The sequence below is a fragment of the Dyella sp. M7H15-1 genome (assembly GCF_004114615.1).
In the GTDB taxonomy this organism is placed as follows: Bacteria; Pseudomonadota; Gammaproteobacteria; order Xanthomonadales; family Rhodanobacteraceae; genus Dyella_B.
Genome location: NZ_CP035300.1, coordinates 1598958 through 1623138, shown reverse-complemented (window position 1 = coordinate 1623138; position 24181 = coordinate 1598958). Strand labels below are relative to the sequence as shown.

Genomic DNA, 24181 nt, shown 5'->3' with positions numbered 1-24181 from the left:
ACCATGGGCGACCAGATTATTCATCAACTGATCATCCCTATCTTGCTGACCCTGGCAGTCGTCATTCCGCTCACCCTCACGGTGGCGCTGTACGTGTACTGGGAACGCAAGGTGCTGGGCTGGATGCACGTGCGCATGGGCCCCAACCAGGTTGGTCCATTGGGCTTGCTGCAAGCCTTCGCCGATGTGGTGAAGTTGATTTGCAAGGAAGTGATCCTCCCCACCAACGCCAACAAGTTTCTGTATTACACGGCGCCGCTGCTGGCATTGATTCCAGCGCTGGCCGCGTGGGCCGTGGTGCCCTTCAGTGCGCAGGTCGCCCTGTCCAATGCCAACGCAGGCTTGCTCTATCTGCTGGCGATGACCTCGCTGGGCGTGTATGGCATCATTCTGGCCGGCTGGGCGTCCAACTCGCGCTATGCACTGCTGGGTGCCATGCGCTCGGCGGCGCAGGTGATCTCGTATGAATTGGCGATGGGTCTGTGCCTGGTTTGCGTGCTAGTGCTGGCGGGTAGCCTCAACCTCACCGACATCGTTACCGCACAGAGCGGTCACAAGGGCATCTTCGATTGGTTCATGTGGCCACTGCTACCGGTTTTCGTGGTCTATTTCATCTCGGGTGTGGCTGAAACCAACCGCGCGCCGTTCGATGTGGCTGAAGGCGAATCGGAAATCGTGGCCGGCTTCCATGTGGAATACTCGGGCTCGGCTTTCGCGCTGTTCTTCCTTGCTGAATACGCCAACATGATTTTGGTGGCCTTCCTGGCTTCGCTCCTGTTCATGGGAGGCTGGCTGAGCCCGTTCCCGGAAAGTGTGCCGGTGCTTGGACATGCTAGCTTCATCTGGTTGTTGCTCAAGGCATTCTTCTTCGCGTTCCTGTTCCTGTGGTTCCGCGCCACCTTTCCGCGCTATCGCTATGACCAGATCATGCGCCTGGGTTGGAAGGTCTTCATTCCCATTGCCATTGGGTGGGTGTTTGTCGCCGGCTGCATGAAGTACTACGGCTGGGTTCACATCGGCACGGGAGGCTAAAGAAAGTCATGTCTCGCATTACCAACTATTTCAAAAGCCTCCTGCTCATCGAATTGCTCAAAGGCATGGCGCTGACGGCTCGCTACTTGGTCAGTCCCAAGTACACGATGCGTTACCCGATGGAACATATTCCCAAGTCCAACCGTTTCCGCGGACTGCATGCGCTGCGCCGTTACGCCAACGGCGAAGAGCGCTGCATTGCGTGCAAGCTGTGCGAAGCCGTGTGCCCCGCACTGGCGATCACCATCGATTCGGCTCCGCGCCCGAGCGATGGCCAGCGCCGCACTACCCGTTACGACATCGACCTGTTTAAGTGCATCTACTGTGGCTTTTGCGAAGAAAGCTGCCCGGTGGACTCGATCGTCGAGACGCATGTGCACGAATATCACTTTGAACATCGTGGCGAGAACATAGTGACTAAGTCGCAGCTCCTCGCCATCGGTGATCGCTTCGAGGCCGACATCGCTGCGGCGCGCGCACAAGATGCGGCTTATCGCTGAGGACACTATCGATGATCGATCCGTCTGTGTTCCAACTTGTTTGTTTCTACGCCTTCGCGGTGGTCACCGTCGTGGCTGCGCTGTCGGTGGTGACGCTGCGCAACTCGGTACATGCCGTGCTCGCGTTGGTGCTCACCTTCTTCAGCACCGCTTGTATCTGGATGTTGGCTGAAGCTGAATTTCTCGCTATCGCGCTGATCGTGGTCTACGTCGGTGCGGTGATGGTGCTGTTTCTGTTCGTGGTGATGATGCTCGACATCGATCAGGAAAAACTGCGCGAGGGCTTCGTAAAATACCTGCCAGTAGGCCTGATCGTGGCCGTGGCAATGTTGGTGGAGATGCTGGGCCTTATCGGCGTGCGCGTGATGCACGCGCAGACTATGGGCGAGAATCCGGCCACCGCCGCCGGCATGTCCAATACCGCATGGCTTGGCCAGGCACTCTATACACAGTACCTGTTGCCGTTTGAAGTCGCTGCATTGATTCTTACCGTTGGTGTGATTGCTGCGGTGGCTCTGACCTTGCGCCAGCGCAAGGGTGTCCGTCACCAGCAGGCTAGCGAACAGGTGGCGGTGAATCCGCGCGATCGCGTCCGCGTCGTGAAGATGGCCGCCGAGCGTCCGGTTGAAAGCCAGGCTGCACTGGTCCAGACTTCATCGACACAGGAGTCCAAGCCGTGATTACGCTTTCACACTACATCGTGCTTGGTGCGATCCTGTTCTGCATCTCGGTGGCCGGCCTGTTCATCAATCGTAAGAACGTCATCGTGCTGCTGATGGCGATCGAGCTGATGCTGCTCGCCGTCAACATCAACTTCGTAGCCTTCTCGCGTTTCAATCATGACGTGGCGGGGCAGGTCTTCGTTTTCTTCATTCTTACTGTGGCTGCCGCGGAATCCGCGATCGGCCTGGCGATCTTGGTCCTGCTGTTCCGTAACCGCGGCACGGTCAACGTTGCCGAAATCGACAGTATGAAGGGGTGAGAGCCTGTTTAGGGTTTCGGCGTGGCCCGCGCCGGGATCTGTTTGCCTGACGGGCAAGGAGGAACGAAGGCGTGTATGTCGATACACCACTGAGAGAGGACGCCGCCCGGCGAGCAAACAGACCCAGCCCTTCGGGTTGTTACGGTGCGTCCACGAGCGGTGCGCGCACGGCTTGGCTTGCCAGTCAGGCAAGTGCTGCGCCGTGCACTATCACCTGGCGAACGCACCGTAACAACGCGGGCTACGCCGAGACTCTAAACAGGCTCTAAACCATGGAACTTTCCACCTCCATTCTGTTGACCATCGCCCTGGCACCGCTGGTCGGTTGTCTGCTGGCCGGGTTCCTCGGTAAGCAGATCGGTCGCGTTGGTGCGCATAGCGTCACTATTCTCGGTCTGCTGGTTTCCTGCGGCCTATCGTTCTACGTCCTGTATCAGATCACCGCGGGCGACGCGCCGGTCTACAACCACAACATCTATACGTGGTTCGAAATCGGCAAATACACCGCCAGTGTGGGCTTCCTGATCGACCGCCTCACCGCCATGATGATGGTGGTGGTCACCTTCGTTTCGCTGCTGGTGCATGTGTACACCATCGGCTACATGGCGGATGACGACGGCTACCAACGCTTCTTCAGCTACATCTCGCTGTTCACTTTCTCGATGTTGATGCTCGTGATGAGCAACAACTTCCTGCAGCTCTTCTTTGGCTGGGAAGCAGTGGGCCTGGTGTCGTACCTGCTGATCGGTTTCTGGTACAAGCGCCCAACGGCGATCTTCGCCAACCTCAAGGCGTTCGTAGTCAATCGCGTAGGTGATTTCGGCTTCCTGCTGGGTATTGGCGCGATTTTGTACTTCCTGGGCACCCTGGACTACGCCAGCGCGTTCGCTGCGGCTCCGACCCTGGTCGGTAAGACGCTGACACTCACCCAGAACATTCACTGGGATGCGGCGACGGTGATTTGCATCCTGTTGTTTATCGGTGCGATGGGTAAGTCGGCGCAGGTGCCGCTGCATGTGTGGCTCCCCGACTCGATGGAAGGCCCAACCCCGATCTCCGCGCTGATTCACGCGGCAACCATGGTGACGGCGGGCATCTTTATGGTGGCGCGCATGTCGCCGCTGTACGAGTTGTCGGAAACCGCGCTGAGCTTCGTGCTGGTTATCGGTGCTACCGGTGCGTTGTTCACTGGCTTGATCGGCATCGTGCAGAACGACATCAAGCGTGTGGTGGCGTACTCGACGCTGTCACAGTTGGGCTACATGACTGTCGCACTCGGCGTGTCGGCTTACGCTGGCGCCGTGTTCCACCTGATGACCCACGCCTTCTTCAAGGCGCTGCTTTTCCTCGGCGCCGGTTCGGTGATCATCGCCATGCACCATGAGCAGGACATGCGCTACATGGGTGGCCTGCGCAAGTACATGCCGATCACCTGGATCACTATGTGGATCGGATCGCTGGCGCTCGTGGCGTTCCCGGGAACGGCGGGCTTTTTCTCGAAGGACACGATCATCGAAGCGGTAGGTGAGTCCCATCGTTGGGGCGCGCATTACGCCTATTTTTGCGTGGTGGCGGGTGCCTTCGTGACGGCAACCTATACGTTCCGCCAGATGTATATGACTTTCCACGGCAAGGAACGTTTCACCATCGTGCATGACGATCATCATGGCCACGGCCATCATGTGTCTCATAAGGACGATCATGGTCATCATGAGGCCGGCATCATGCACGAGGCCCCGAAGGAGTCGCCGTGGGTGGTTACACTGCCGCTGATCTTGCTGGCCATTCCCTCCTTGCTGGTGGGTTTCTTCACCGCCAAGCCGATGCTGTTCGGCGGCTGGTTCGGTCAGGCGATCAAAGTTAATAAATCGAACGATGTACTCAGTGAGCTTGGGCACGAGTTCCATGACGCGCTTTCCGCCGTTGCGAAAGGCTTCATCACCCTGCCATTCGGGTTGGTGGTGCTGGCGTTCATCATTACCACCTACATCTACCTCTTCAATCCGTCTGTCGCTGATCGTCTGCGTCGCGCGTTCCAGCCGCTTTATAACGTGCTGAACCATAAGTACTGGTTCGATGCGGTTTACTACATCGTGTTCGCACGTGGTGGTATCGCCTTGGGTCGCATGCTATGGAAAGGGGGCGATGCCGCGGTGATTGACGGTGTGCTGATCGATGGGTCGGCCAGCATGGTCAGGCGCATCGCTTCCGGCGTACGTCGCGTGCAGTCCGGTTATCTCTACCACTATGCATTCGCGATGATCCTCGGCCTCATCCTGCTTCTGGGTGGGTACTGGCTGGTCGGACAGTAGTGCCCGTTTAGGGTCTTGGCGTGGCCCGCGCCGGATCTGTTTGCTTGTCGGGCAAGGAGGAACGAAGACGTGTATGTCGATACACAACTGAGTGAGGACGCAGCCCGGCGAGCGAACAGCTCCGGCCCGAAGGGTTGCCACGGTGCGCCCACGAGCGGTGTACGCGCGGCTTGGCTTGCCAGCCAGGCAAGCGCTGCGCCGCACACTACCACCTGGCGGACGCACCGTGACAACGCGGGCTACGCCAAGACCCTAAACGGGCACTGAGGGGAAGGGCTTCATGTTCAATCATCTGCTCAGCCTGCTGATCTGGCTGCCCATCGCAGGCGCGGTGCCTGTCCTGCTGGCCGGTTCGGACCGGCCCAACACGGCCCGCTGGCTATCCTTGCTGGTGGCCATCCTCACCTTTACCGTCAGCTTGTACTTGATCCCGCAGTACAACGCGGATGCGGGCGGCATGCAGTTGGCCGAAAACCATCTGTGGATCTCCGCGCTCAACGTGCACTATGCGTTGTCTGTCGACGGCATCTCGGTGGCTCTGATCCTGCTGACCACCTTTGTGGGCATCCTGGTCATCATCGGCGCCTGGGAAGTGATCCAGGACAAACCGCACCAATACATGGCTGCCATGCTGGTGCTCGAAGGCCTGATGATCGGTGTGTTCTGCGCCACCGATGCCTTGCTGTTCTATGTGTTCTTCGAGGCGATGCTGATTCCGATGTTCATCCTCATTGGCATCTGGGGTGGCCCGCGCCGCGTCTATGCGACCCTGAAGTTCTTCATCTATACCTTCCTGGGCTCGATCTTCATGCTGATCGGCCTGATCTATCTGTACCTGAAGGCGGGCACCTGGGATCTGCACACTCTCGCGACGCTGCCGCTCACGCTGACCGAGCAGAGCTGGTTGTTCTTCGCCTTCCTGATCGCGTTTGCGGTGAAGGTGCCCATGGTGCCAGTGCATACCTGGTTGCCGGATGCCCACGTGGAAGCGCCGACCGGCGGTTCGGTGGTGCTGGCGGCAGTCATGTTGAAGATTGGTGGTTACGGTTTCCTACGTTTCAGCCTGCCGATCGTACCGGATGCGTCCGCGCAGTTCGCTTGGCTGGTGATCTTGCTGAGCTTGATCGCCGTGGTCTACATCGGTTACGTCGCGCTAGTGCAGGAGGATATGAAGAAGCTGGTGGCGTACTCGTCCGTGGCGCACATGGGCTTCGTCACCCTGGGTATCTTCATCGCCTTCATGCTGGTGCGCGAGCAGGGCAATACCAATGCCGCCCGCCTTGGCATGCAGGGTGCGATGGTGCAGATGATTTCGCACGGCTTCGTCTCGGGTGCGATGTTCTCCTGCATTGGCGTGTTGTACGACCGCATGCACACTCGCCTGATCAAGGATTACGGCGGCGTGATCAACGTGATGCCGTGGTTCGGTTTCTTCTACGTGTTGTTCGCCATGGCCAATTGCGGCCTGCCGGGCACCAGCGGTTTCGTGGGCGAGTTCATGGTGATCCTGGCCAGCTTCAGCGCCAATCCATGGATTGCGCTGTTCGCCGCCTTCACTCTGATCATCGGCGCGGCCTACACGCTGTATCTGGTCAAGCGCGTTCTGTGGGGCGATGTCACTAACGCCCACGTAGCTGAGATGAAGGATATCAATGGGCGCGAGACTATCGTGCTAGGCGCGTTCGCCGCGCTGGTGCTGATCGTCGGCGTCTGGCCCGAACCGCTGACCCATCTGATGGACAGCTCGGTTACGCAGCTCGTCCAGTTGCTGGCCATTCACAAGGTCTGATCGAGAGCGAACATGCCGACTTTTAACGACATTCTCATCATGGTACCGGAGTTCTATCTGGTGGCCGCGGCGTGTGTGCTCCTACTGGCGGATGCCTTCCTGCCAGACAACCAGCGTGTTACCACTATCCACTGGGCATCCATCTTTGTGCTGGTCGTTTGTATCTATCTGGTGGTTGCGCATCAGCCTGATGGCGCAGTCAAAGCCTTCAATGGCATGTTCATCCGTGATGGTGTGGCTGAGATCCTTAAAGTCTTTGCCTTGCTGAGCACTGTTCTGGTATTCATCTATGCCAAGCCGTACCTGAGTGATCGCAAGCTTTTCATCGGCGAGTTCTACACGCTGATGATCTTTGCAGTGATCGGTGTGATGCTGCTGGTGTCGGCCGGCAACCTGATCATGATCTATCTGGGTCTGGAATTGCTCACGCTTTCGTCGTACGCATTGGTGGCGCTGAACCGTGATTCGAAGCTGTCGTCAGAAGCCGCCATCAAGTATTTCGTGCTGGGTGCGTTAGCCTCAGGCATGCTGCTGTATGGCATGTCGATGGTGTACGGTGCTACCGGTACGCTTGATCTGATGCAACTGCATGAAGCCATTCCGTACAGCGCGATGCCGCATCTGCTGGTGTTCGGCCTGATCTTCATGATCATCGGCATTGCGTTCAAACTGGGCGCCGCACCGTTCCATATGTGGATTCCGGACGTTTACCAGGGCTCGCCGACCGCCGTGACCGTGTTCATCGGTTCGGCGCCGAAGCTGGCTGCTTTTGGCATGGCCTTCCGCTTGCTGGCCACGGGTATGGGCGATATGGCCCATCAGTGGCAGCTCATGCTTGCCGTGCTGGCAGTGCTGTCGCTCGCCGTGGGTAACCTGGTTGCCATCGTGCAGACCAACCTCAAGCGTCTGCTCGCTTACTCGACCATCTCTCACATGGGTTATCTGCTGCTGGGTCTGGTCAATGCAGGGCCTGAAGGTTATTCCTCGGCGATGTTCTATGCGATCAGCTATGCGCTGATGTCGACCGCCGCTTTCGGTGTGATTCTTGCGCTCAGCCGGGCTGGTTTCGAATGCGAAGAAATCGATGACTTCAAGGGCCTGAACCAGCGTTCACCGTGGATGGCTTTCCTGATGATGTTATGCCTGTTCTCGCTGGCAGGCGTGCCGCCGCTGTTCGGCTTCTTCGCCAAGTTGCTAGTGCTGCAGGCTGCTATCCACGCTGGCATGATGTGGCTGGCGATCGTTGGTGCGGTGTTTGCCATCATCGGCTTGTACTACTACCTGCACGTCGTGAAAGTGATGTACTTCGACAAGCCGGTGGAAGGCACTGCTGTGCGTCTTCAGCCGGATTTCACCCTGCGTGTGGCGTTGTCGGTGAATGCATTGGTGCTGCTTGTGCTGGGTGTGTACTGGGGCCCGTTGCTGGGTTGGTGCAAGCAGGCTTTTGCGGGTTGAGGTGAGTGTTTCGTACTTGTGAAACGAGAAAGAGCCCATTTCAAGCTTGCAAGAATTCGACCATATCGCTAGAATTCTCAAACTCTGATGCGGGGTGGAGCAGTCTGGCAGCTCGTCGGGCTCATAACCCGAAGGTCGCAGGTTCGAATCCTGCCCCCGCTACCAGATCTTTCTTAGACAAGAAAGCCTCCTAGCGAGGCTTTTTTGTTGGGTGCAAGGATGCGATGCGCTTTATTGGGCCATAATGGCAATGATTAGGTGTAGGGAAAGAGCCTGGAAGAGTCAGTACATCGGCGAGATAAGGGAATGGGCCGCTTGAGCCCATTTTTTGTTTCTGATGGTGCAGTGGGCCTGTTTATGGTCTCTGCGCGGGTTACGCAGAGACCATAAACAGGCTCACAATACATGGATACGCAAGCACTCGCGCAACGATTTACCGAGGCTCTGGCTGATTTGCAGCTGGCATGTCTCGGGGTGGAATTCAGCCCTTCGCAAGGGCAAAGTACGTTGCGCGTGTATTTGGACATTGCGGATAAGAGCGGGGAAGGGCGTGAAGTTACGCTCGATGACTGCGAAGTGGCCAGCCGCGAGCTCTCGGCGCTGCTCGACGTTGAGGACCCGATTCCCGGTCACTATGTACTGGAAGTCTCCTCGCCGGGCATCGATCGCCCGCTGTTTACTGTCGAGCAGTTTGCCAAGGTCGTCGGCAAGGAAGTGAAACTGCTGTTGAAGGCGCCGCTGGAAGGCCGCCGCCGCCTGCGCGGCAAGGTAGCCTCGGTGGAAGGCAGTCAGATCGCACTGGAAGCGGAAGGCAAGATGTTTGAATTTGGGCACGACGCAGTGGAAAGCGCGCGCATCGTGCCGGACTGGACAGCGCTCGGATACGTGCCGCAGCCCAAACCCGGTGGTCGCAAACCGGGCAAGAAGAAATGAGTATTGAACTGGTCAATCTGTCGATGGAGCGCCAGGTGGCGTTCACGGAGTGGTTGCAATGAGCAAAGAGCTTTTGCTGGTGGTTGATGCGGTTGCCAATGAAAAAGGCGTGCCGCGTGACGTGATCTTCCAGGCCATGGAAGCTGCCTTGGCGTCGGCTGCCAAGAAGCGCTACCCGGATGAAGATCCGGATATCCGTGTCTCCATCGATCGTGCCTCCGGCGACTATGAAACCTTTCGTCGCTGGGAAATCATCGCAGACGACGGCGAGATGGAATCGCCGTTCCATCAATTGCGCCTGATGGACGCCGTCGATGAGCGTGCGGATGCCGCCATCGGCGAGTACATCGAGCAGCAGATCGAAAACGCCGAATTCGGCCGTATCGCCGCGCAGGCTGCCAAGCAGGTGATCGTGCAACGCGTGCGCGAAGCCGAGCGCCAGCAGGTGGTGGATGCATTCAAGGATCGTGTGGGCGAGCTGGTCACTGGCATCGTCAAGCGCGTCGAGCGCGGCAACATCTACCTCGACTTGGGCGGCAACGCTGAGGCGTTCATTCCTCGCGACAAGACCATTCCGCGCGAATCGCATCGCGTCGGCGACCGTGTGCGAGGCTATCTGCAGGAAGTGCGCTCCGAAGTGCGCGGTCCGCAATTGTTCGTCTCGCGCGCCGCGCCGGAATTCATGATCGAACTGTTCAAGCTGGAAGTGCCGGAAGTCGGCCAGGGACTGGTTGAAATCAAGGGTTGCGCTCGTGATCCCGGCGATCGCGCCAAGATTGCCGTCGTGGCTCACGACAGTCGCACCGACCCTATCGGTGCCTGCATCGGCATGCGTGGTTCGCGTGTGCAGGCCGTGTCGAACGAGCTGAACGGCGAGCGCGTGGACATCATCCTGTGGCACGAAAACCAGGCCCAATACGTGATCAATGCCATGGCTCCGGCCGAAGTCCAATCCATCATCATGGATGAAGACAAGCACTCGATGGACATCGCCGTGTCGGAGGACAAGCTTTCCCAAGCCATCGGACGCGGTGGGCAGAACGTGCGTCTGGCCAGCAAGCTGACCGGCTGGCAGCTCAACGTGATGACTCAGGATCAGGTTGCAGCCAAGAGCGAAGCGGAGCAGGAATCCGCTCGCCAGCTCTTCATGGACAAGCTGGAAGTGGACCAGGAAATTGCCAATATCCTCGTGCAGGAAGGTTTCTCCAGCGTCGAGGAAATTGCCTACGTACCAAGCGCCGAGCTGCTGGCGATCGAAGGCTTCGACGAGGACATCGTCGAGGAGCTTCGCGCACGTGCTCGCGACTCGCTGCTGACGGAGGCCCTGGCCGTGGAAGAAAACCTGGACGAGCACCAACCGTCGCAGGAACTGCTTGAACTGAATGGCATGGATGAAGCCACCGCCTATGCACTCGCCGAGCGCGGCGTAGTGACGGTGGACGATCTGGCCGACCTCGCGGTTGATGACCTGATCGATATCGACGGCATGGATGAAGACTGTGCTGCAGCACTCATCATGGCCGCACGTGCGCCGATGATCGCAAAGCTGGAGAAGGGCGGCTAACCGCGGGCGGTCACGCCCGGGATGAGCGTGCCGAGGAACCCTTCGGGGTTTCCACCAAGGATGGCGGTAACCGTGCAAAGTATTTTTGTACGGACGATAAGCGCGGGAACGGCGGAGAAAGAACACGATGTCGGATGTCACAATCAAACAACTTGCCCAGGTTCTGGGTATGCCAGTGGACAGGTTGCTTACGCAGCTTGGCGAAGCGGGCATGAAGTTCTCCGATCCGGAGCAAGTCATCAGCAGCACTGAAAAGGTGAAGCTGTTGGGTTTCCTGCGTCGCACGCACGGCAAGGCCGACGTGGCCGCCGAGACGGAAGATTCCTCGCCGCGGCAGATCACCCTGAAGCGCCGCAAGATCAGCGAATTGAAAGTCGCTACGCCAGGTGGTCGCGGCACGCAGAGCAGCGCCAAAACGGTGAACGTGGAAGTGCGCGCCAAGCGCACCTATGTCAAACGCAGCGTGATTGCCGAGGAAGCGAGTGCGGATACGGAACGCGAAGATGCGCTGCGCAAATTGCACGAATCGCAGCAACAGCGCGAGCATGAAGAAAACGAGCGCGTCGGCGTTGAGCGGCGTCGCCAGGAAGAAGCGCGCCAGCGTGCCGAGGAAGAAGCCCATCGCGAAGCCCAGGTAGAGCGTGTGCGCCAGGAGGCTGCGGCCGCCGCAGAAGCGGCGGCCGCAGCTGCCGAGGCGCAGCTGCGCGTTGTCGAAGAAACGAACGCTGATGGCGATGCAGAAGTTGAGGTTGCGTCAGCCGAACCGGACTTGAGGGGCGCGCTCGAGCCGCTAGCGCCGCCAGTGCAGCGCATTGACCAGCATTCGCTGGGCATGATCCTTCCGCGCATCCATGAGCCGCGCAAACGTGAAAAGAAGCCGGTTGCCGCTCCGGCGCCGGCTCCTGCACCCGCGTCGACTCCTGCACCCGCGTCGAGCGGGGGAGCGGATGGTCGTGGCGGCAAGACACGCCACGGCGTTCGTGATCGCGACGATGTGCCAGGCGGCAAGCGTTTTGCCGCAGGTGAACTGCATCTGTCCGAAGCCGATCGTGCGCGCCGTTCCAGTAAGCGTGGCAAGCCAGGCAAGGGTGCTGCGCGTGACATACCGCGTGCGGGTGGTTCACCGGCAGCCAGCGGCACACACGGGTTCTCGCGTCCCACTGCGCCGGTTGTGCGTGAAGTGGTGGTGGGCGATGCCAACGTGGTGGCCGAACTCGCCCAGAAGATGGCCGTGAAGGGCTCGGAAGTGGTCAAGGCGCTGTTCAAGATGGGTGTCATGGCGACCATCAACCAGACCATCGATCATGACACTGCGGTGCTGGTGGTGGAAGAACTCGGCCACAAGACGGTGGAAGCCAGCGATCAGGGTGCCGAGGCGGCGCTGGCCGCTCATACGCAGAGTGCCGAGCTCGAAGGCGAGCGCTTTGCGCGTCCGCCGGTGGTCACCATCATGGGCCACGTCGACCACGGCAAGACCTCGTTGCTCGACTACATCCGCCGTACCAAGGTGGCGGCGGGCGAAGCGGGCGGCATCACCCAGCACATTGGTGCGTATCACGTGGAAACACCCAAGGGCGTGATCACCTTCCTCGATACGCCAGGCCACGCGGCGTTCACGTCCATGCGTGCACGTGGTGCACAGTCCACCGATATCGTGGTATTGGTGGTGGCTGCCGACGATGGCGTCATGCCGCAGACCAAGGAGGCCGTGCAACATGCGCGTGCTGCCAAGGTGCCGCTGATTGTCGCGGTCAACAAGATGGACAAGTCCGACGCCAACCCGGACAACGTAAAGCAGGGTCTCGGCAATCTCGAGGTGATTCCGGAAGAGTGGGGTGGCGACACGCCGTTCGTGCCGGTGTCGGCCAAGACGGGTATGGGTATCGACGATCTGCTCGATGCGATTTCCGTGCAGGCCGAAGTGATGGAACTGACCGCAGTCAAGGATGGCGCCGCGTCGGGTGTGGTCATCGAATCGAGCCTGGACCGCGGTCGTGGCCCGGTAGCTACCGTGTTGGTGCAGCAGGGTACGCTGAAGCGTGGCGACTTCGTTGTGTGCGGTATCGAGTACGGCCGTATGCGCGCGCTGGTCGACGAAACCAGCAAGACTGTCCAGGAGGCCGGTCCGTCCATTCCGGTGCAGGTACTGGGCTTGTCCGGCGTGCCGGAATCCGGTGATGACTTCGTGGTGGTGGCGGATGAGCGCCTGGCACGTGAAGTCGCGGCCGAGCGCCAGCTCAAGCGTCGCGAAACGCGCATGGTCAGCAAGGCCAACCGTCTTGAAGACATCATGGCGCAGATGGGCCAGGGCTCTGAGCAGCAAACACTCAACATCCTGGTCAAGGCTGACGTACAGGGTTCGGTACAGGCCCTGCGCGAGTCGCTGAGCACGATCGGCAACGACAACGTGAAGGTGAACGTGATTGCAGCCGGCGTCGGCGGCATCACCGAGTCCGACGCCACGCTGGCGGCTGCATCCAAGGCGCTGGTCATCGGCTTCAATGTTCGTGCGGATGCTTCGGCACGCAAGGTGATCGATACCGCGGGTCTGGATGTCCGCTACTTTTCGATCATCTATGACGTGATCGATCAGGTGAAGCAGGCAGCATCCGGTCTGCTGGGCATGGAAGTGCGCGAAGAAATCATCGGCGTCGCGCAGGTGCGCGATGTATTCCGCAGCTCCAAGTTCGGTGCCGTGGCCGGTTGCATGGTCGTGGAAGGCACGGTCAAGCGCAGCAAGCCGATCCGCGTGCTGCGTGACAACACTGTGATCTTCCAGGGCGAACTGGAATCGCTCCGCCGTTTCAAGGACCTCGTCGACGAAGTGCGCAACGGCATGGAATGCGGTATCGCCGTGAAGCAGTACAACGATGTGAAAGTGGGTGACCAGATCGAGTGCTTTGAGCGTATCGAAGTGGCTAGGACGTTGTAGCGCATGGCGCTACAACGTGCGGGAATCGTCAATCGTTAAAAGCGATTCCCGCATGATTCTCGTTTTGTTTCGGAGTTTCCGCTTTTCACTATTCCCGATTAACGATTAACGATTCCCGGCTTTCATCTATGCCCTCCCGCGACTTCAAACGCACAGACCGCGTCGGCGCCGAACTCCGCCGCGAGATCGGCACTTTGGTGCATGCTGCCGTGCGCGATCACGGCTTGCCATCATGTAGCGTATCGGACGTGGAAGTGACACGTGATCTGGATTGGGCTACCGTTTGGGTGACGGCCTTGCTGCCGACCCAGTCCAAAGAGGTCGTGAAGGTACTCAACGAGCTAGCAGGAGAATTCCGCCGAACGCTTTCGCGCCAGATGCGCCTGCGCCGAGTGCCGGAGCTGCGCTTCAAGTACGATGATTCGGTCGACAAGGGCGAGCGCATCGAGCATCTGCTGCGTCAGGATTCGCCCGGTCCCGTGGCTGATGATAACGACGATTGAGTTTTCGCAAACGTTTCTGCATTCACTATGAGTCGTCGCCGAAAACGTCCCCGTGCACGTGACCTGCACGGCATACTGCTGCTCGATAAACCGCTGGGATTGAGCTCGAACAAGGCATTGCAAATGGCTTTGGCGATCCTGCGCGCTGCCAAGGGCGGCCATACGGGGGCGCTAGACCCCTTGGCTACCGGGCTGTTGCCGCTGTGTTTCGGTGAGGCCACCAAGATCGCCGGCAGTTTGCTTGGTTCGCGCAAGGCTTATGTCGCTGAGTGCCGTCTGGGCATGACGACCACTACGGCAGATCTTGAGGGCGAAGTGCTCGAACGGAGGCCAGTGCCTGCGTTGGATGACGCGGCTATCGAGGCCGCGCTGGCTTCGCTGCGCGGGAAGATTATTCAGGTACCTCCGGTGTATTCGGCACTCAAGCAGGACGGCGAGCCGCTGTATCTAAAGGCTCGGCGCGGAGAATTCGTTCAGGCTTCTCCGCGTGAGGTCGAGGTTGATCGGTTTGAACGGGTGTCCCGTACCCCGGACACCCTTACCCTGTACGTGGAATGCGGCTCAGGTACCTATATCCGCAGCCTGGCCGTGGATCTGGGAGAAAGCCTGGGTTGTGGCGCGCACCTGACGGCGCTGCGCCGCGTGTGGGTCGCCCCGTTCCGCGAGCCGGCCATGGTCACCCTGGATCAGCTTCGCGATGCTGCAAAACAAGGGGAAGAAGTACTGAATCGCCTCGTATTGCCGCTGGCAGCGGGGGTTTCCGACCTGCCACCCCTACATCTCGACCCGCAAGCTAGCCGAGCCGTCTCACATGGACGCCAGATTGAGTGGCCTGGTGATGCCCACAGGGGGCGCTCCGTCGCTTTTGCCCATGACGGCCGCCTGCTCGCCTTGGTCGATTGCGACGAGCAGGGCAGGGTACGCATTCTGCGCGGCTTCAACCTCCCTCGGTCTGAACCAGAGAGCGAGCAAGAAAGCCATCTTTAACATGGTCTTGTTGCAATGCGCTCAGGCTCGCTACAATAACTCTCTTGATTCAGTACGTTTGTCCAACTGTCGGAGCTTGCGCAACGCCATCCGGGTGGTGACGTTGCGCAAGTTCCGCATCCGCTTTTATAGGAAGAGATACTCATGTCCCTCACCGTAGAACAGTCCGGCAAGATCATTGCTGACTTCGGCCGTAAGCCGAACGATACCGGTTCGCCGGAAGTGCAGGTCGCCCTGCTGTCCGCCCGCATCGAACACCTCACCGATCATTTCAAGACCCACAAACAGGATCACCACTCGCGTCGTGGTCTGCTCAAGCTGGTCAACCAGCGTAAGCGTCTGCTCGGCTATCTGAAGGGCAGCGATCTGGGCCGTTACCAGACTTTGATCGAACGTCTCGGCTTGCGCAGGTAATCAAATCTCATGGCGAAAGTAACCAAGTCATTCCAGTACGGTAATCACGAAGTCACACTGGAGACGGGCGAAATCGCCCGCCAGGCTTCAGGCGCCGTCATGGTCAGCATGGGCGGCACCGTGGTGCTCGTTACCGTGGTGGCTGCGTCCAAGGCGAAAGAAGGGCAGGATTTCTTCCCGCTCACCGTCGACTACGTCGAGAAGTTCTACTCCGCCGGTCGTATCCCGGGCGGTTTCTTCAAGCGTGAAGGCCGCCCGACCGAGAAGGAGACGCTCACCTCGCGTCTGATCGATCGTCCGGTGCGTCCGCTGTTCCCGGAAGAGTTCAAGAACGAAGTGCAGATCATCGCTCAGGTGGTCTCGCTGAATCCGGAAATCGACGGTGACATCCCCGCCATGCTCGGCGCCTCCGCTGCGCTGACCCTGGCCGGCATTCCGTTCAAGGGCCCGATCGGCGCGGCGCGCGTGGGTTATGCGAACGGCAAGTACCTGCTGAACCCGACCGTTGCCGAGCTGAAGACCTCCGACCTGGATCTGGTCGTCGCCGGTACGGCCAACGCGGTGCTGATGGTGGAGTCCGAAGCCAAGCTGCTCAGCGAAGAAGTCATGCTGGGCGCGGTGATATACGGTCACCAACAGATGCAGACGGCGGTCCAGGCCATCAGCGACTTTGTCGCCCACGCCGGCCGCAAGGCTTTCGCATGGACCGCTCCGGTGCGCAACGACGCGCTGTTCAGCGACATCAACAGCATCCTCGGCGACCGCCTGGAAAAGGCTTTCGCGATCCGCGACAAGCTGGAACGCCGCGATGCGATCTCCGCACTCAAGGCCGACATCAAGGCCGGCATCGCCGAAACCGCCGTAACGCGCGGCTGGTCCGACCTCGATATCAGCAACGCGTTTGCCGACATCGAATACCGCACCATGCGCGACGGCGTGTTGAAGACCAAGGTGCGTATCGACGGCCGCAAGCTGGACGACATCCGTCCGATCAGCGTGCGCGTGGGCGTGCTGCCGCGTACGCATGGTTCGGCGCTGTTCACTCGCGGCGAAACCCAGGCACTGGTCGTGGCCACGCTCGGTACGGCGCGCGATGCGCAGATCATCGATGCGCCGGAAGGCGAGTCGAAGGATCCTTTCCTGTTCCACTACAACTTCCCGCCGTTCTCGGTCGGTGAAGCCGGTCGCTTCGGCGCGCCCAAGCGTCGCGAAATCGGCCACGGCCGTCTCGCCAAGCGCGGCGTGCAGGCCGTGAAGCCCAGCATGGAAGAATTTCCGTACGTGCTGCGCGTGGTGTCTGAAATCACCGAGTCGAACGGCTCTTCCTCGATGGCTTCGGTGTGCGGTTCCTCGCTAGCCATGATGGACGCTGGCGTGCCGCTCAAGGCGCCGGTGGCAGGTATCGCCATGGGTCTGGTGAAGGAAGACAACGACTTCGTCGTGCTGTCCGACATCCTGGGTGACGAAGACCACCTCGGCGATATGGATTTCAAGGTGGCTGGTAGCGCTGAAGGCGTGTCCGCGCTGCAGATGGACATCAAGATCGAGGGCATCACCGAAGAAATCATGAAGCTGGCGCTGGAGCAGGCCAAGCGTGGTCGTCTGCACATCCTGGGCGAGATGGCCAAGGTGATCAGCACGCCGCGTTCGGAAATGAGCGAATACGCGCCGCGTCTGCTCACCATCAAGATCCATCCGGACAAGATTCGCGAAGTGATCGGCAAGGGTGGTGCCACCATCCGCTCCATCACCGAGGAAACCGGCACCACCATCGACATTAGCGACGACGGCACCGTGGTCATCGCCTCGGTCAACCGTTTGGCCGCCGAAGAGGCGAAAAAGCGCATCGACCAGATCGTTTCCGACGTCGAGCCGGGCCGTATCTACGAAGGCAAGGTTGCCAAGCTGATGGATTTCGGCGCGTTCGTGACCATTCTGCCGGGCAAGGACGGCCTGGTGCACGTGTCGCAGATTTCCAACGAGCGCGTCGAGAAGGTTTCCGACAAGCTCAAGGAAGGCGACATTGTCAAGGTCAAGGTGCTGGAAGTAGACAAGCAGGGCCGTATCCGCCTGTCGATGAAGGCGGTCACCGAGGACGAAGGCGCCAGCGCCTGAGTTTTCCGACGCGTTGATCATCGAAAACGCCTGGCTTCTGTAGCCGGGCGTTTTCATTTCTGCACGGTTCAATTTGGTACGATGTCGGTTCCTTTCGAGGGTGCAGGCATGTCGGACCATAGCAAGGATTTTTTAAGGGACTACCAGGCTTTTGCGCAGCAATCCTGGGATGCCTGGATGCGTTATCTGCAACAGCCTGGGGTTACCGCTCCTTTTAGCATTCCCACCGCCACTCAAAATGACGACCTGCTCACCCGCAGTCTCTCGAGCCTCAAAGCGTATGGGAGCTGGCTTCAGCAAGCCGCCGGTGCCGGTGCCGGCGTGGCTGGGTGGGGGCCAATGATGGGTAACTGGCAGCAGTCGGCTACCATGCAGCCCTTCCTGACCGGCTTCACCCAGCCGTTCGCCCAGATGGTGGCGGGCATAGACAGCCCTTCCGCCTTTGGTCTTGAACATCAATGGCAATCCTGGTTGCAGGCGATGCAGCGAGCTGGCATGAACGGCATGGGCAACATCAACATTGCCAGCATGGGCACCGCGCCCAGTCTGCCGGCCTTCGGCCTCACGCGCGAAATGCAGCTTGACCAGCAGGCCCTGGCCGCGGCTATCCAGGAATACATGCAGATCAGCGCCCGTTATCAGGCGCTATTGCAACAAGTGAATACGCAGGGCATTGCACGCTTGCAGGACATGCTCACCGAGTGCGCAGAACCCGGCAAGCAGCTCGATTCCATGAAGGCGCTGTATGACCTGTGGGTCGATGCGATGGAAGACGCCTATTCGAAAATGGCCCTGTCCGATGAATACCGCGACGTATTCGGCGCCATGGTCAATGCGCAGATGCAAGTACGCAAACTGCAGCAACAACAGACCGAACAGATGTGCCGCGAACTGGGTATTCCCACTCGAAGCGAAGTGCACAGCCTTGGTCAGCGTGTGCAGCAGTTGCGTCGCGACATGCAGGCGCACAAGCACCAGGAGTTTCAGGTGGATACGTCTGAAGTCGACGCGCTGCAGGCTGAGATCGCCGAACTCAAGCATAAGCTGGCAGCCTCCAAGGCTGGAGAAAAGGTTCGGGCGATCATCGGTAAGCCAGCCGCAACACCGCGCGCTAAAACCGCACGTTCCGCTTCGGGCAAGCGCAAGTAAGGATCATCCATGCATATACCGTTGCACATCGATCCACAGCAGGCTTTCAACGAAATGGCTACGTTCCAGCGCAAGCTGGCGGCTGGCGCACAGAACTTGCGTGGTTTGGGCGAGCAGGAATACGCCAACACCCCGCGCGAAGAGATCTATCGCGAAGACAAGCTCACCCTGTGGCACATGAAAGGCAGCAACAAGCCTACAGCGAAAGTGCCGACACTGATCGTGTACGCGCTGGTCAACACCGTGTGGATGACCGACCTGCAGGATGACCGCTCATTGGTGCGCAACCTGTTGGCTCAGGGCGAAGACGTCTATCTGATCGACTGGGGTTATCCCGACGGCGCGGATCGCTGGCTGACGCTGGATGACTACCTCAACGGTTATCTGGATCGCTGCGTCGATGTGATTCGCAAGCGCCACGGCCTGGATGCGATCAATCTGCTCGGCATTTGTCAGGGAGGCACGTTCTCGTTGTGCTACACCGCCATGCACCCCGAAAAGGTGAGAAATCTGATCACCATGGTGACGCCGGTGGATTTCCGCACCCCGGACAACATGCTTTCACAATGGGTGCAAAGCATGGACGTGGACCTGTTTGTCGATGCCATGGGCAATATCCCGGCCGAACTGATGAACTGGGTGTACCTGATGCTGAAGCCATTGCGCCTGAATCAGCAGAAGTACGTCAGCATGGTAGACATCCTCGACAATCCCAACGAACTGAAAAACTTCCTGCGCATGGAACGCTGGATTTTCGATTCACCCGATCAGGCTGGCGAAGCGTTTCGCCAGTTCATCAAGGAATTCTTCCAGCAGAACAAGCTGATCAAGGGCGATCTGCAAATCGGTAAGCAGCCGGTGGATCTGGGCATGATTTCCCAGCCCATCCTCAACATTTACGCCACCCAGGATCATCTAGTGCCGCCGGATGCATCCAGGCCGCTAGGGCGCCATGTCAGCACCACGGACTACACCGAGCTTGCGTTCAAGGGCGGACATATCGGTATCTATGTATCGGGCCGTGCGCAACGCGAAGTCGCGCCCGCCATTCACCAATGGCTGCGTGACCGCACGTGATCGCGTTGGGTTACCCCCGGATCAAGTCCTGTTTCTTGATCACATCTTTAGTTGATCAGGCATCTATGTTTTTTGCAAAAAAATGGGTATTTCAGGCTGTTTTTGATGATTACGGCATGGCCGAAAAGATGTGATCAAGAGACAGAGGCCAAGTGCGGGTTAACCCAACGAATCACGACGAGCCTGATAGAATGATGGGATGACAACCGCGTCCGCCTCTGCCAGACAATCCCACGACACCATCCGCGCCGTGCAATGGCATGGTGATCATCTTCGCCTTCTGGACCAGCGCCTGCTGCCGGCTGAAGAGCAATGGTTGGACTGCCGCCACGCTACCGCCGTTACCCAGGCCATCAAGGATCTTGCTGTACGTGGCGCACCCGCTATCGGTATTGCCGCAGCCTGGGGCGTCGTGCTCGCTGTGAAGCAAGGCGCTCCGCTGGATCAGGCGCTGGCACAACTGCGTGCTGCACGCCCTACCGCGGTGAACCTGATGTGGGCGCTCGATCGCATGAAAGTTCGCATCTCGGCTGGCGCGGATGCCGCCGCACTGGAATGTGAAGCTCAGGCCATTCAGGACGAAGACCTCGCCGCCAACTTCCATATGGGTGAACTGGGTGCCGCGCTGATTGCTCCGGGCTCCAGCGTGATGACCCATTGCAACACCGGCTCGCTCGCGACGTCTGGCTACGGCACGGCGCTGGGCGTGATCCGTGCAGGTGTTGCGGCTGGGCGCATCAACCATGTCTATGCCGGCGAAACGCGGCCATGGCAGCAGGGCGCACGCCTCACTATGTGGGAGCTAGTCCGCGATGGTATTCCGGCCAAGCTCATTGCTGATTCGGCAGCCGCGCACCTGATGAAAGCTGGCGAAGTGAAGTGGGTCATCGTCGGTGCGGATCGTATTGCCGCAAATGGGGATACCGCCAACAAGATCGGTACCTATCAGCTTGCCATCGCCGCGCACCACCATGGGGTGAAGTTCATGGTGGTGGCGCCGTCCTCGACGGTGGATATGGCCACTGCTTCCGGCGATGACATCGACATTGAGTTGCGCGACTCGACGGAGCTTCTCAGCGTGGCGGGCCATCGCACTGTGGTGGAAGGCGCGCAGGCCTGGAATCCGGTTTTCGATGTCACGCCGGCTTCGCTGATCGAGGCCATCGTCACCGAGCGTGGTGTCATCGAGCATCCCACTACCGAACGTATGCGGGCCGTGTTCGGCGCATGAAATTGAGTCATGAGGTGATGCTGTTTGCCGTGGGTGGCGTCATCGGCTTCGTCGTCGATGCGGGCATCGTGCAGATGCTGGTGAGTTTTGCGCACTTCAATCCGTATACCGGCCGCGTGATTTCCTTCCTCGTCGCTGCCACGGTCACTTGGTGGTGGAACCGCAGCCAGACCTTCGCCGCACGTCAGAGCGGTCGCGCGCTGTTTACCGAGTGGTTGCATTGGATGGCCTTGATGGGCGGTGGGGCAGCGGTCAATTACGGGGCCTACGTGGCGTGCTTGATCGCGTTTCCCGGTTGGCATAAGTGGCCAGTATTGGCGGTTGCCGTGGGGTCGTTTTTCGCTGCTTTCGTCAATTTTGTAAGTGCCCGGACGCTTCTTTTCAGGCGTGCCAAAACGCGCTCGTAACTTATTGATTGAAAAGGTTTAAATAAGCACTTTTCAAGGCTCTTTGTGTTATACTTTAAGGCTACCGTCTGACCCTCGCAGACAAGCGTCCAGCGCCTGTCTCGAGACTTTTATTCGTTACCAGGGAAGCCGATTGATGGCAGAGCTCGCCAAAGAAGTCATTCGCGTCAATATCGAAGACGAAATGCGCCAGAGCTACCTCGATTACGCCATGAGCGTGATAGTGGGACGCGCCCTTCCGGATGTTCGCGATGGCTTGAAGCCCGTGCATCGCCGCGTGTTGTTTGCGATGAACGAGTTGAACAACTCCTGGAACAAGTCGTACAAGAAATCGGCGCGCATCGTCGGTGACGTGATTGGTAAATACCATCCGCATGGCGATGCGTCGGTCTACGACGCCATCGTGCGCATGGCCCAGCCCTTCTCACTGCGCTACATGCTGGTCGATGGCCAGGGTAACTTCGGTTCGGTCGACGGCGATAATCCCGCCGCCATGCGTTACACCGAAGTGCGCATGGCCAAGCTCACCCACGAGCTGCTCGCCGACATCGACAAGGAAACCGTCGACTTCGGCCCCAACTACGACGAAAGCGAGCAGGAACCACTGGTTCTGCCCACGCGCGTGCCGAATCTGCTGGTGAACGGTTCGGCGGGTATCGCGGTGGGCATGGCCACCAACGTGCCGCCGCATAATCTCAACGAAGTGGTTTCGGCGACCATTGCGCTGATCGACGATGCTTCGCTGGGCATCGACGAGCTGATGCAATATGTGCCGGGCCCGGATTTCCCCACCGCCGGCATCATCAACGGCTCGGCCGGCATTGTCGAAGCCTATCGCACCGGGCGCGGCCGCATTCTGGTGCGTGCACGCGCCGAAATCGAAACCGAATCCAATGGCCGCGAGACCATCCTCGTCCACGAGCTGCCTTACCAGGTGAACAAGGCGCGTCTGATCGAAAAGATCGCCGAGCTGGTCAAGGAAAAGCGCCTTGAGGGCATCTCCGAACTGCGCGACGAGTCCGACAAGGACGGCATGCGCATCGTCATCGAAATCCGTCGCGATGCGATGGCCGATGTGGTGCTGAACAACTTGTTCCAGCAAACCCAGTTGCAAGTCACCTTCGGCATCAACATGGTGGCGCTGGTCGACGGTCAGCCGCGCACGCTCAATCTGAAGGAAATCCTCGAAGCGTTTATCCGCCACCGCCGCGAGGTGGTGACCCGACGCACGATTTTCGAACTGCGCAAGGCACGCGCCCGTGCGCATATCTTGGAAGGTCTCACGGTCGCCCTCGCCAACATCGACGAGATGATCGAGCTGATCAAGACCTCCGCCTCGCCGCAGGAAGCACGCGAGCGCATGCTGGCGCGCAAGTGGCAACCGGGTCTGGTCAGCAGCCTATTGGCCGCGGCGGGGGCGGAAGCCTCGCGTCCGGAAGACATCGACCCGCGCGAAGGCTTGAAGAGCGATGGTTATCAGCTCTCCGAGACGCAGGCGCAGGAAATTCTCGCCATGCGCCTGCACCGCCTGACCGGTCTGGAGCAGGAAAAACTTTCCGATGAATACCGCGAAATCCTGGAAATCATCCGTGGCTTGATCGAGATTCTGGAAGATCCGATACGTTTGCTAGCCGTGATCCGCGAAGAGCTGGAAGCTGTCAAAGCCGAATTCGGCGACGAGCGCCGCACCGAAATCCAGCGCTCGCAAGAAGACCTCAACGTGCTCGACCTGATCGCGCCGGAAGATGTCGTCGTCACGCTCTCGCATGCCGGTTATGTGAAGCGTCAGCCGGCCAACATTTATCGTGCACAGCGTCGCGGCGGCAAGGGTCGTTCCGCGTCCGCACTGAAAGAAGAAGATTTCGTCGAGCAGCTGTGGGTGGTGAATACCCACGACACCCTGCTCACCTTCACCAGCACCGGTCGTGTCTACTGGCTGAAGGTATATCAGATGCCCGAAGCCGGCCCGAACGCGCGCGGCAAACCCATCGTGAACCTGCTGCCGCTGGCCGAAGGCGAGAAGGTGCAAGCGGTGCTGCCGGTGCACGAGTACAACGCCGATCGTTTCGTGTTCTTCGCCACGGCAGATGGCACGGTCAAGAAGACATCGCTTACCGAATTCGCTTTCCAGCTGCAAAAGGGCAAGATCGCCATCAACTTGGACGAGGGCGACGCACTGGTCGGCGTGGTGCTGACCGATGGCAACAGCGACGTGCTGCTGTTCGCTTCCAACGGCAAGGTCGTGCGCTTCGACGAAAGCGAAGTGCGCCCGATGGGCCGCACCGCTACCGGTGTGCGCGGCATGAAGCTCGCTGAGGAAGCGAAGCTGGTCTCGCTGATCGTTGCCGAAGCACAGGGCGATATTCTTACCGCCACCGAACGCGGCTATGGCAAGCGTACCCAGCTGGACGAGTTCCCCAAGAAGGGACGCGGCACACAGGGCGTGATCGGTATCCAGTGCTCCGAACGCAACGGCGCCCTGGTGGCGGCCGCGCAGGTGACCGAAGCCCACGAGCTGATGCTGATCTCCAACCAGGGCACCCTGGTGCGCACACGCGTCACGGAGATTTCGCAGCTTGGCCGTAATACGCAGGGTGTGACCTTGATCCGTCTGCCGGCGGAAGAGGCGCTGGTAAGCGTGGTGCGGCTGGATGCCGAAGAAAACAGCGAGGACGAAACTGAGGCCGGTGACGGTTCGGTGTCGCCCGAGCAGGGTGATGTGGGCGACATGCAGGAGCCCTCCGGCGAGTAAGCGACTCCGCCCTCAGATCAAACAAAGCCCCGGCTATGCCGGGGCTT

19 protein-coding genes and 1 tRNA gene are annotated in these 24181 nt (G+C 59.4%); all 20 read left to right on the top strand.

What is annotated here, in order from left to right:
• The first annotated feature begins 3 nt into the window (after window positions 1–3).
• The 20 genes from nuoH to gyrA all read left to right on the top strand — a co-directional run bounded on the left by nuoH (window position 4) and on the right by gyrA (window position 24134).
• Window positions 4–1032, top strand: a complete 1029-nt coding sequence (gene nuoH, locus EO087_RS07615; RefSeq protein WP_128898344.1) for an NADH-quinone oxidoreductase subunit NuoH — start codon at window positions 4–6, stop codon at window positions 1030–1032.
• A gap of 8 nt (window positions 1033–1040) precedes the next feature.
• Complete coding sequence (nuoI, locus tag EO087_RS07610; RefSeq protein WP_128898343.1) at window positions 1041–1532, top strand: NADH-quinone oxidoreductase subunit NuoI; 492 nt, start codon at window positions 1041–1043, stop codon at window positions 1530–1532.
• Between the two features lie 11 nt (window positions 1533–1543).
• Window positions 1544–2212 carry an NADH-quinone oxidoreductase subunit J gene (locus tag EO087_RS07605; RefSeq protein WP_128898342.1) on the top strand — a complete coding sequence of 223 codons (669 nt, stop codon included), beginning with the start codon at window positions 1544–1546 and terminating at the stop codon, window positions 2210–2212.
• A complete protein-coding gene (gene nuoK / locus EO087_RS07600; RefSeq protein WP_128898341.1) occupies window positions 2209–2514 on the top strand; it encodes an NADH-quinone oxidoreductase subunit NuoK in 306 nt (101 codons plus the stop codon). Before EO087_RS07605 ends, nuoK begins: the two co-directional genes overlap by 4 nt.
• A 272-nt stretch (window positions 2515–2786) precedes the next feature.
• Window positions 2787–4826, top strand: coding sequence for an NADH-quinone oxidoreductase subunit L (gene nuoL, locus EO087_RS07595; protein WP_128898340.1), 2040 nt, complete (start codon window positions 2787–2789; stop codon window positions 4824–4826).
• A 280-nt stretch (window positions 4827–5106) separates the two neighbouring features.
• Entirely contained in the window at window positions 5107–6615 is a 1509-nt protein-coding gene (locus EO087_RS07590; protein ID WP_128898339.1) for an NADH-quinone oxidoreductase subunit M, read from the top strand.
• A gap of 12 nt (window positions 6616–6627) precedes the next feature.
• Window positions 6628–8070: an NADH-quinone oxidoreductase subunit NuoN gene (gene nuoN, locus EO087_RS07585; protein WP_128898338.1), complete on the top strand. Its 1443-nt coding sequence runs from the start codon at window positions 6628–6630 to the stop codon at window positions 8068–8070.
• A gap of 88 nt (window positions 8071–8158) precedes the next feature.
• Window positions 8159–8235: transfer RNA gene (locus EO087_RS07580), tRNA-Met, on the top strand.
• Between the two features lie 240 nt (window positions 8236–8475).
• Complete coding sequence (gene rimP, locus EO087_RS07575) at window positions 8476–9003, top strand: ribosome maturation factor RimP (RefSeq protein ID WP_128898337.1); 528 nt, start codon at window positions 8476–8478, stop codon at window positions 9001–9003.
• 58 nt (window positions 9004–9061) lie between these two features.
• Window positions 9062–10567: a transcription termination factor NusA gene (gene nusA, locus EO087_RS07570; RefSeq protein WP_128898336.1), complete on the top strand. Its 1506-nt coding sequence runs from the start codon at window positions 9062–9064 to the stop codon at window positions 10565–10567.
• 127 nt (window positions 10568–10694) lie between these two features.
• Complete coding sequence (infB, locus tag EO087_RS07565; RefSeq protein ID WP_128898335.1) at window positions 10695–13499, top strand: translation initiation factor IF-2; 2805 nt, start codon at window positions 10695–10697, stop codon at window positions 13497–13499.
• Window positions 13500–13627: 128 nt separating this feature from the next.
• The gene (gene rbfA, locus EO087_RS07560) at window positions 13628–14002 is read left to right on the top strand and encodes a 30S ribosome-binding factor RbfA (protein WP_128898334.1); all 375 of its coding nucleotides are present in this window, start codon (window positions 13628–13630) and stop codon (window positions 14000–14002) included.
• A gap of 27 nt (window positions 14003–14029) precedes the next feature.
• Entirely contained in the window at window positions 14030–14989 is a 960-nt protein-coding gene (gene truB, locus EO087_RS07555; RefSeq protein WP_128898333.1) for a tRNA pseudouridine(55) synthase TruB, read from the top strand.
• A 144-nt stretch (window positions 14990–15133) separates the two neighbouring features.
• Window positions 15134–15403 carry a 30S ribosomal protein S15 gene (rpsO, locus tag EO087_RS07550; RefSeq protein WP_128898332.1) on the top strand — a complete coding sequence of 90 codons (270 nt, stop codon included), beginning with the start codon at window positions 15134–15136 and terminating at the stop codon, window positions 15401–15403.
• A 9-nt stretch (window positions 15404–15412) separates the two neighbouring features.
• Window positions 15413–17518: a polyribonucleotide nucleotidyltransferase gene (gene pnp, locus EO087_RS07545; protein WP_128898331.1), complete on the top strand. Its 2106-nt coding sequence runs from the start codon at window positions 15413–15415 to the stop codon at window positions 17516–17518.
• A 108-nt stretch (window positions 17519–17626) separates the two neighbouring features.
• The gene (locus EO087_RS07540) at window positions 17627–18667 is read left to right on the top strand and encodes a poly(R)-hydroxyalkanoic acid synthase subunit PhaE (protein WP_164931796.1); all 1041 of its coding nucleotides are present in this window, start codon (window positions 17627–17629) and stop codon (window positions 18665–18667) included.
• A gap of 9 nt (window positions 18668–18676) precedes the next feature.
• Complete coding sequence (locus tag EO087_RS07535; RefSeq protein WP_128898329.1) at window positions 18677–19744, top strand: class III poly(R)-hydroxyalkanoic acid synthase subunit PhaC; 1068 nt, start codon at window positions 18677–18679, stop codon at window positions 19742–19744.
• 199 nt (window positions 19745–19943) lie between these two features.
• Complete coding sequence (gene mtnA / locus EO087_RS07530; protein WP_128898328.1) at window positions 19944–20975, top strand: S-methyl-5-thioribose-1-phosphate isomerase; 1032 nt, start codon at window positions 19944–19946, stop codon at window positions 20973–20975.
• On the top strand, window positions 20972–21382 hold the full coding sequence (locus tag EO087_RS07525; RefSeq protein ID WP_128898327.1) for a GtrA family protein: 411 nt from the start codon (window positions 20972–20974) through the stop codon (window positions 21380–21382). The genes mtnA and EO087_RS07525 overlap by 4 nt, the downstream gene beginning before the upstream one ends.
• Before the next feature lie 136 nt (window positions 21383–21518).
• Window positions 21519–24134, top strand: coding sequence for a DNA gyrase subunit A (gene gyrA / locus EO087_RS07520; protein WP_128898326.1), 2616 nt, complete (start codon window positions 21519–21521; stop codon window positions 24132–24134).
• Window positions 24135–24181 lie beyond the last annotated feature (47 nt).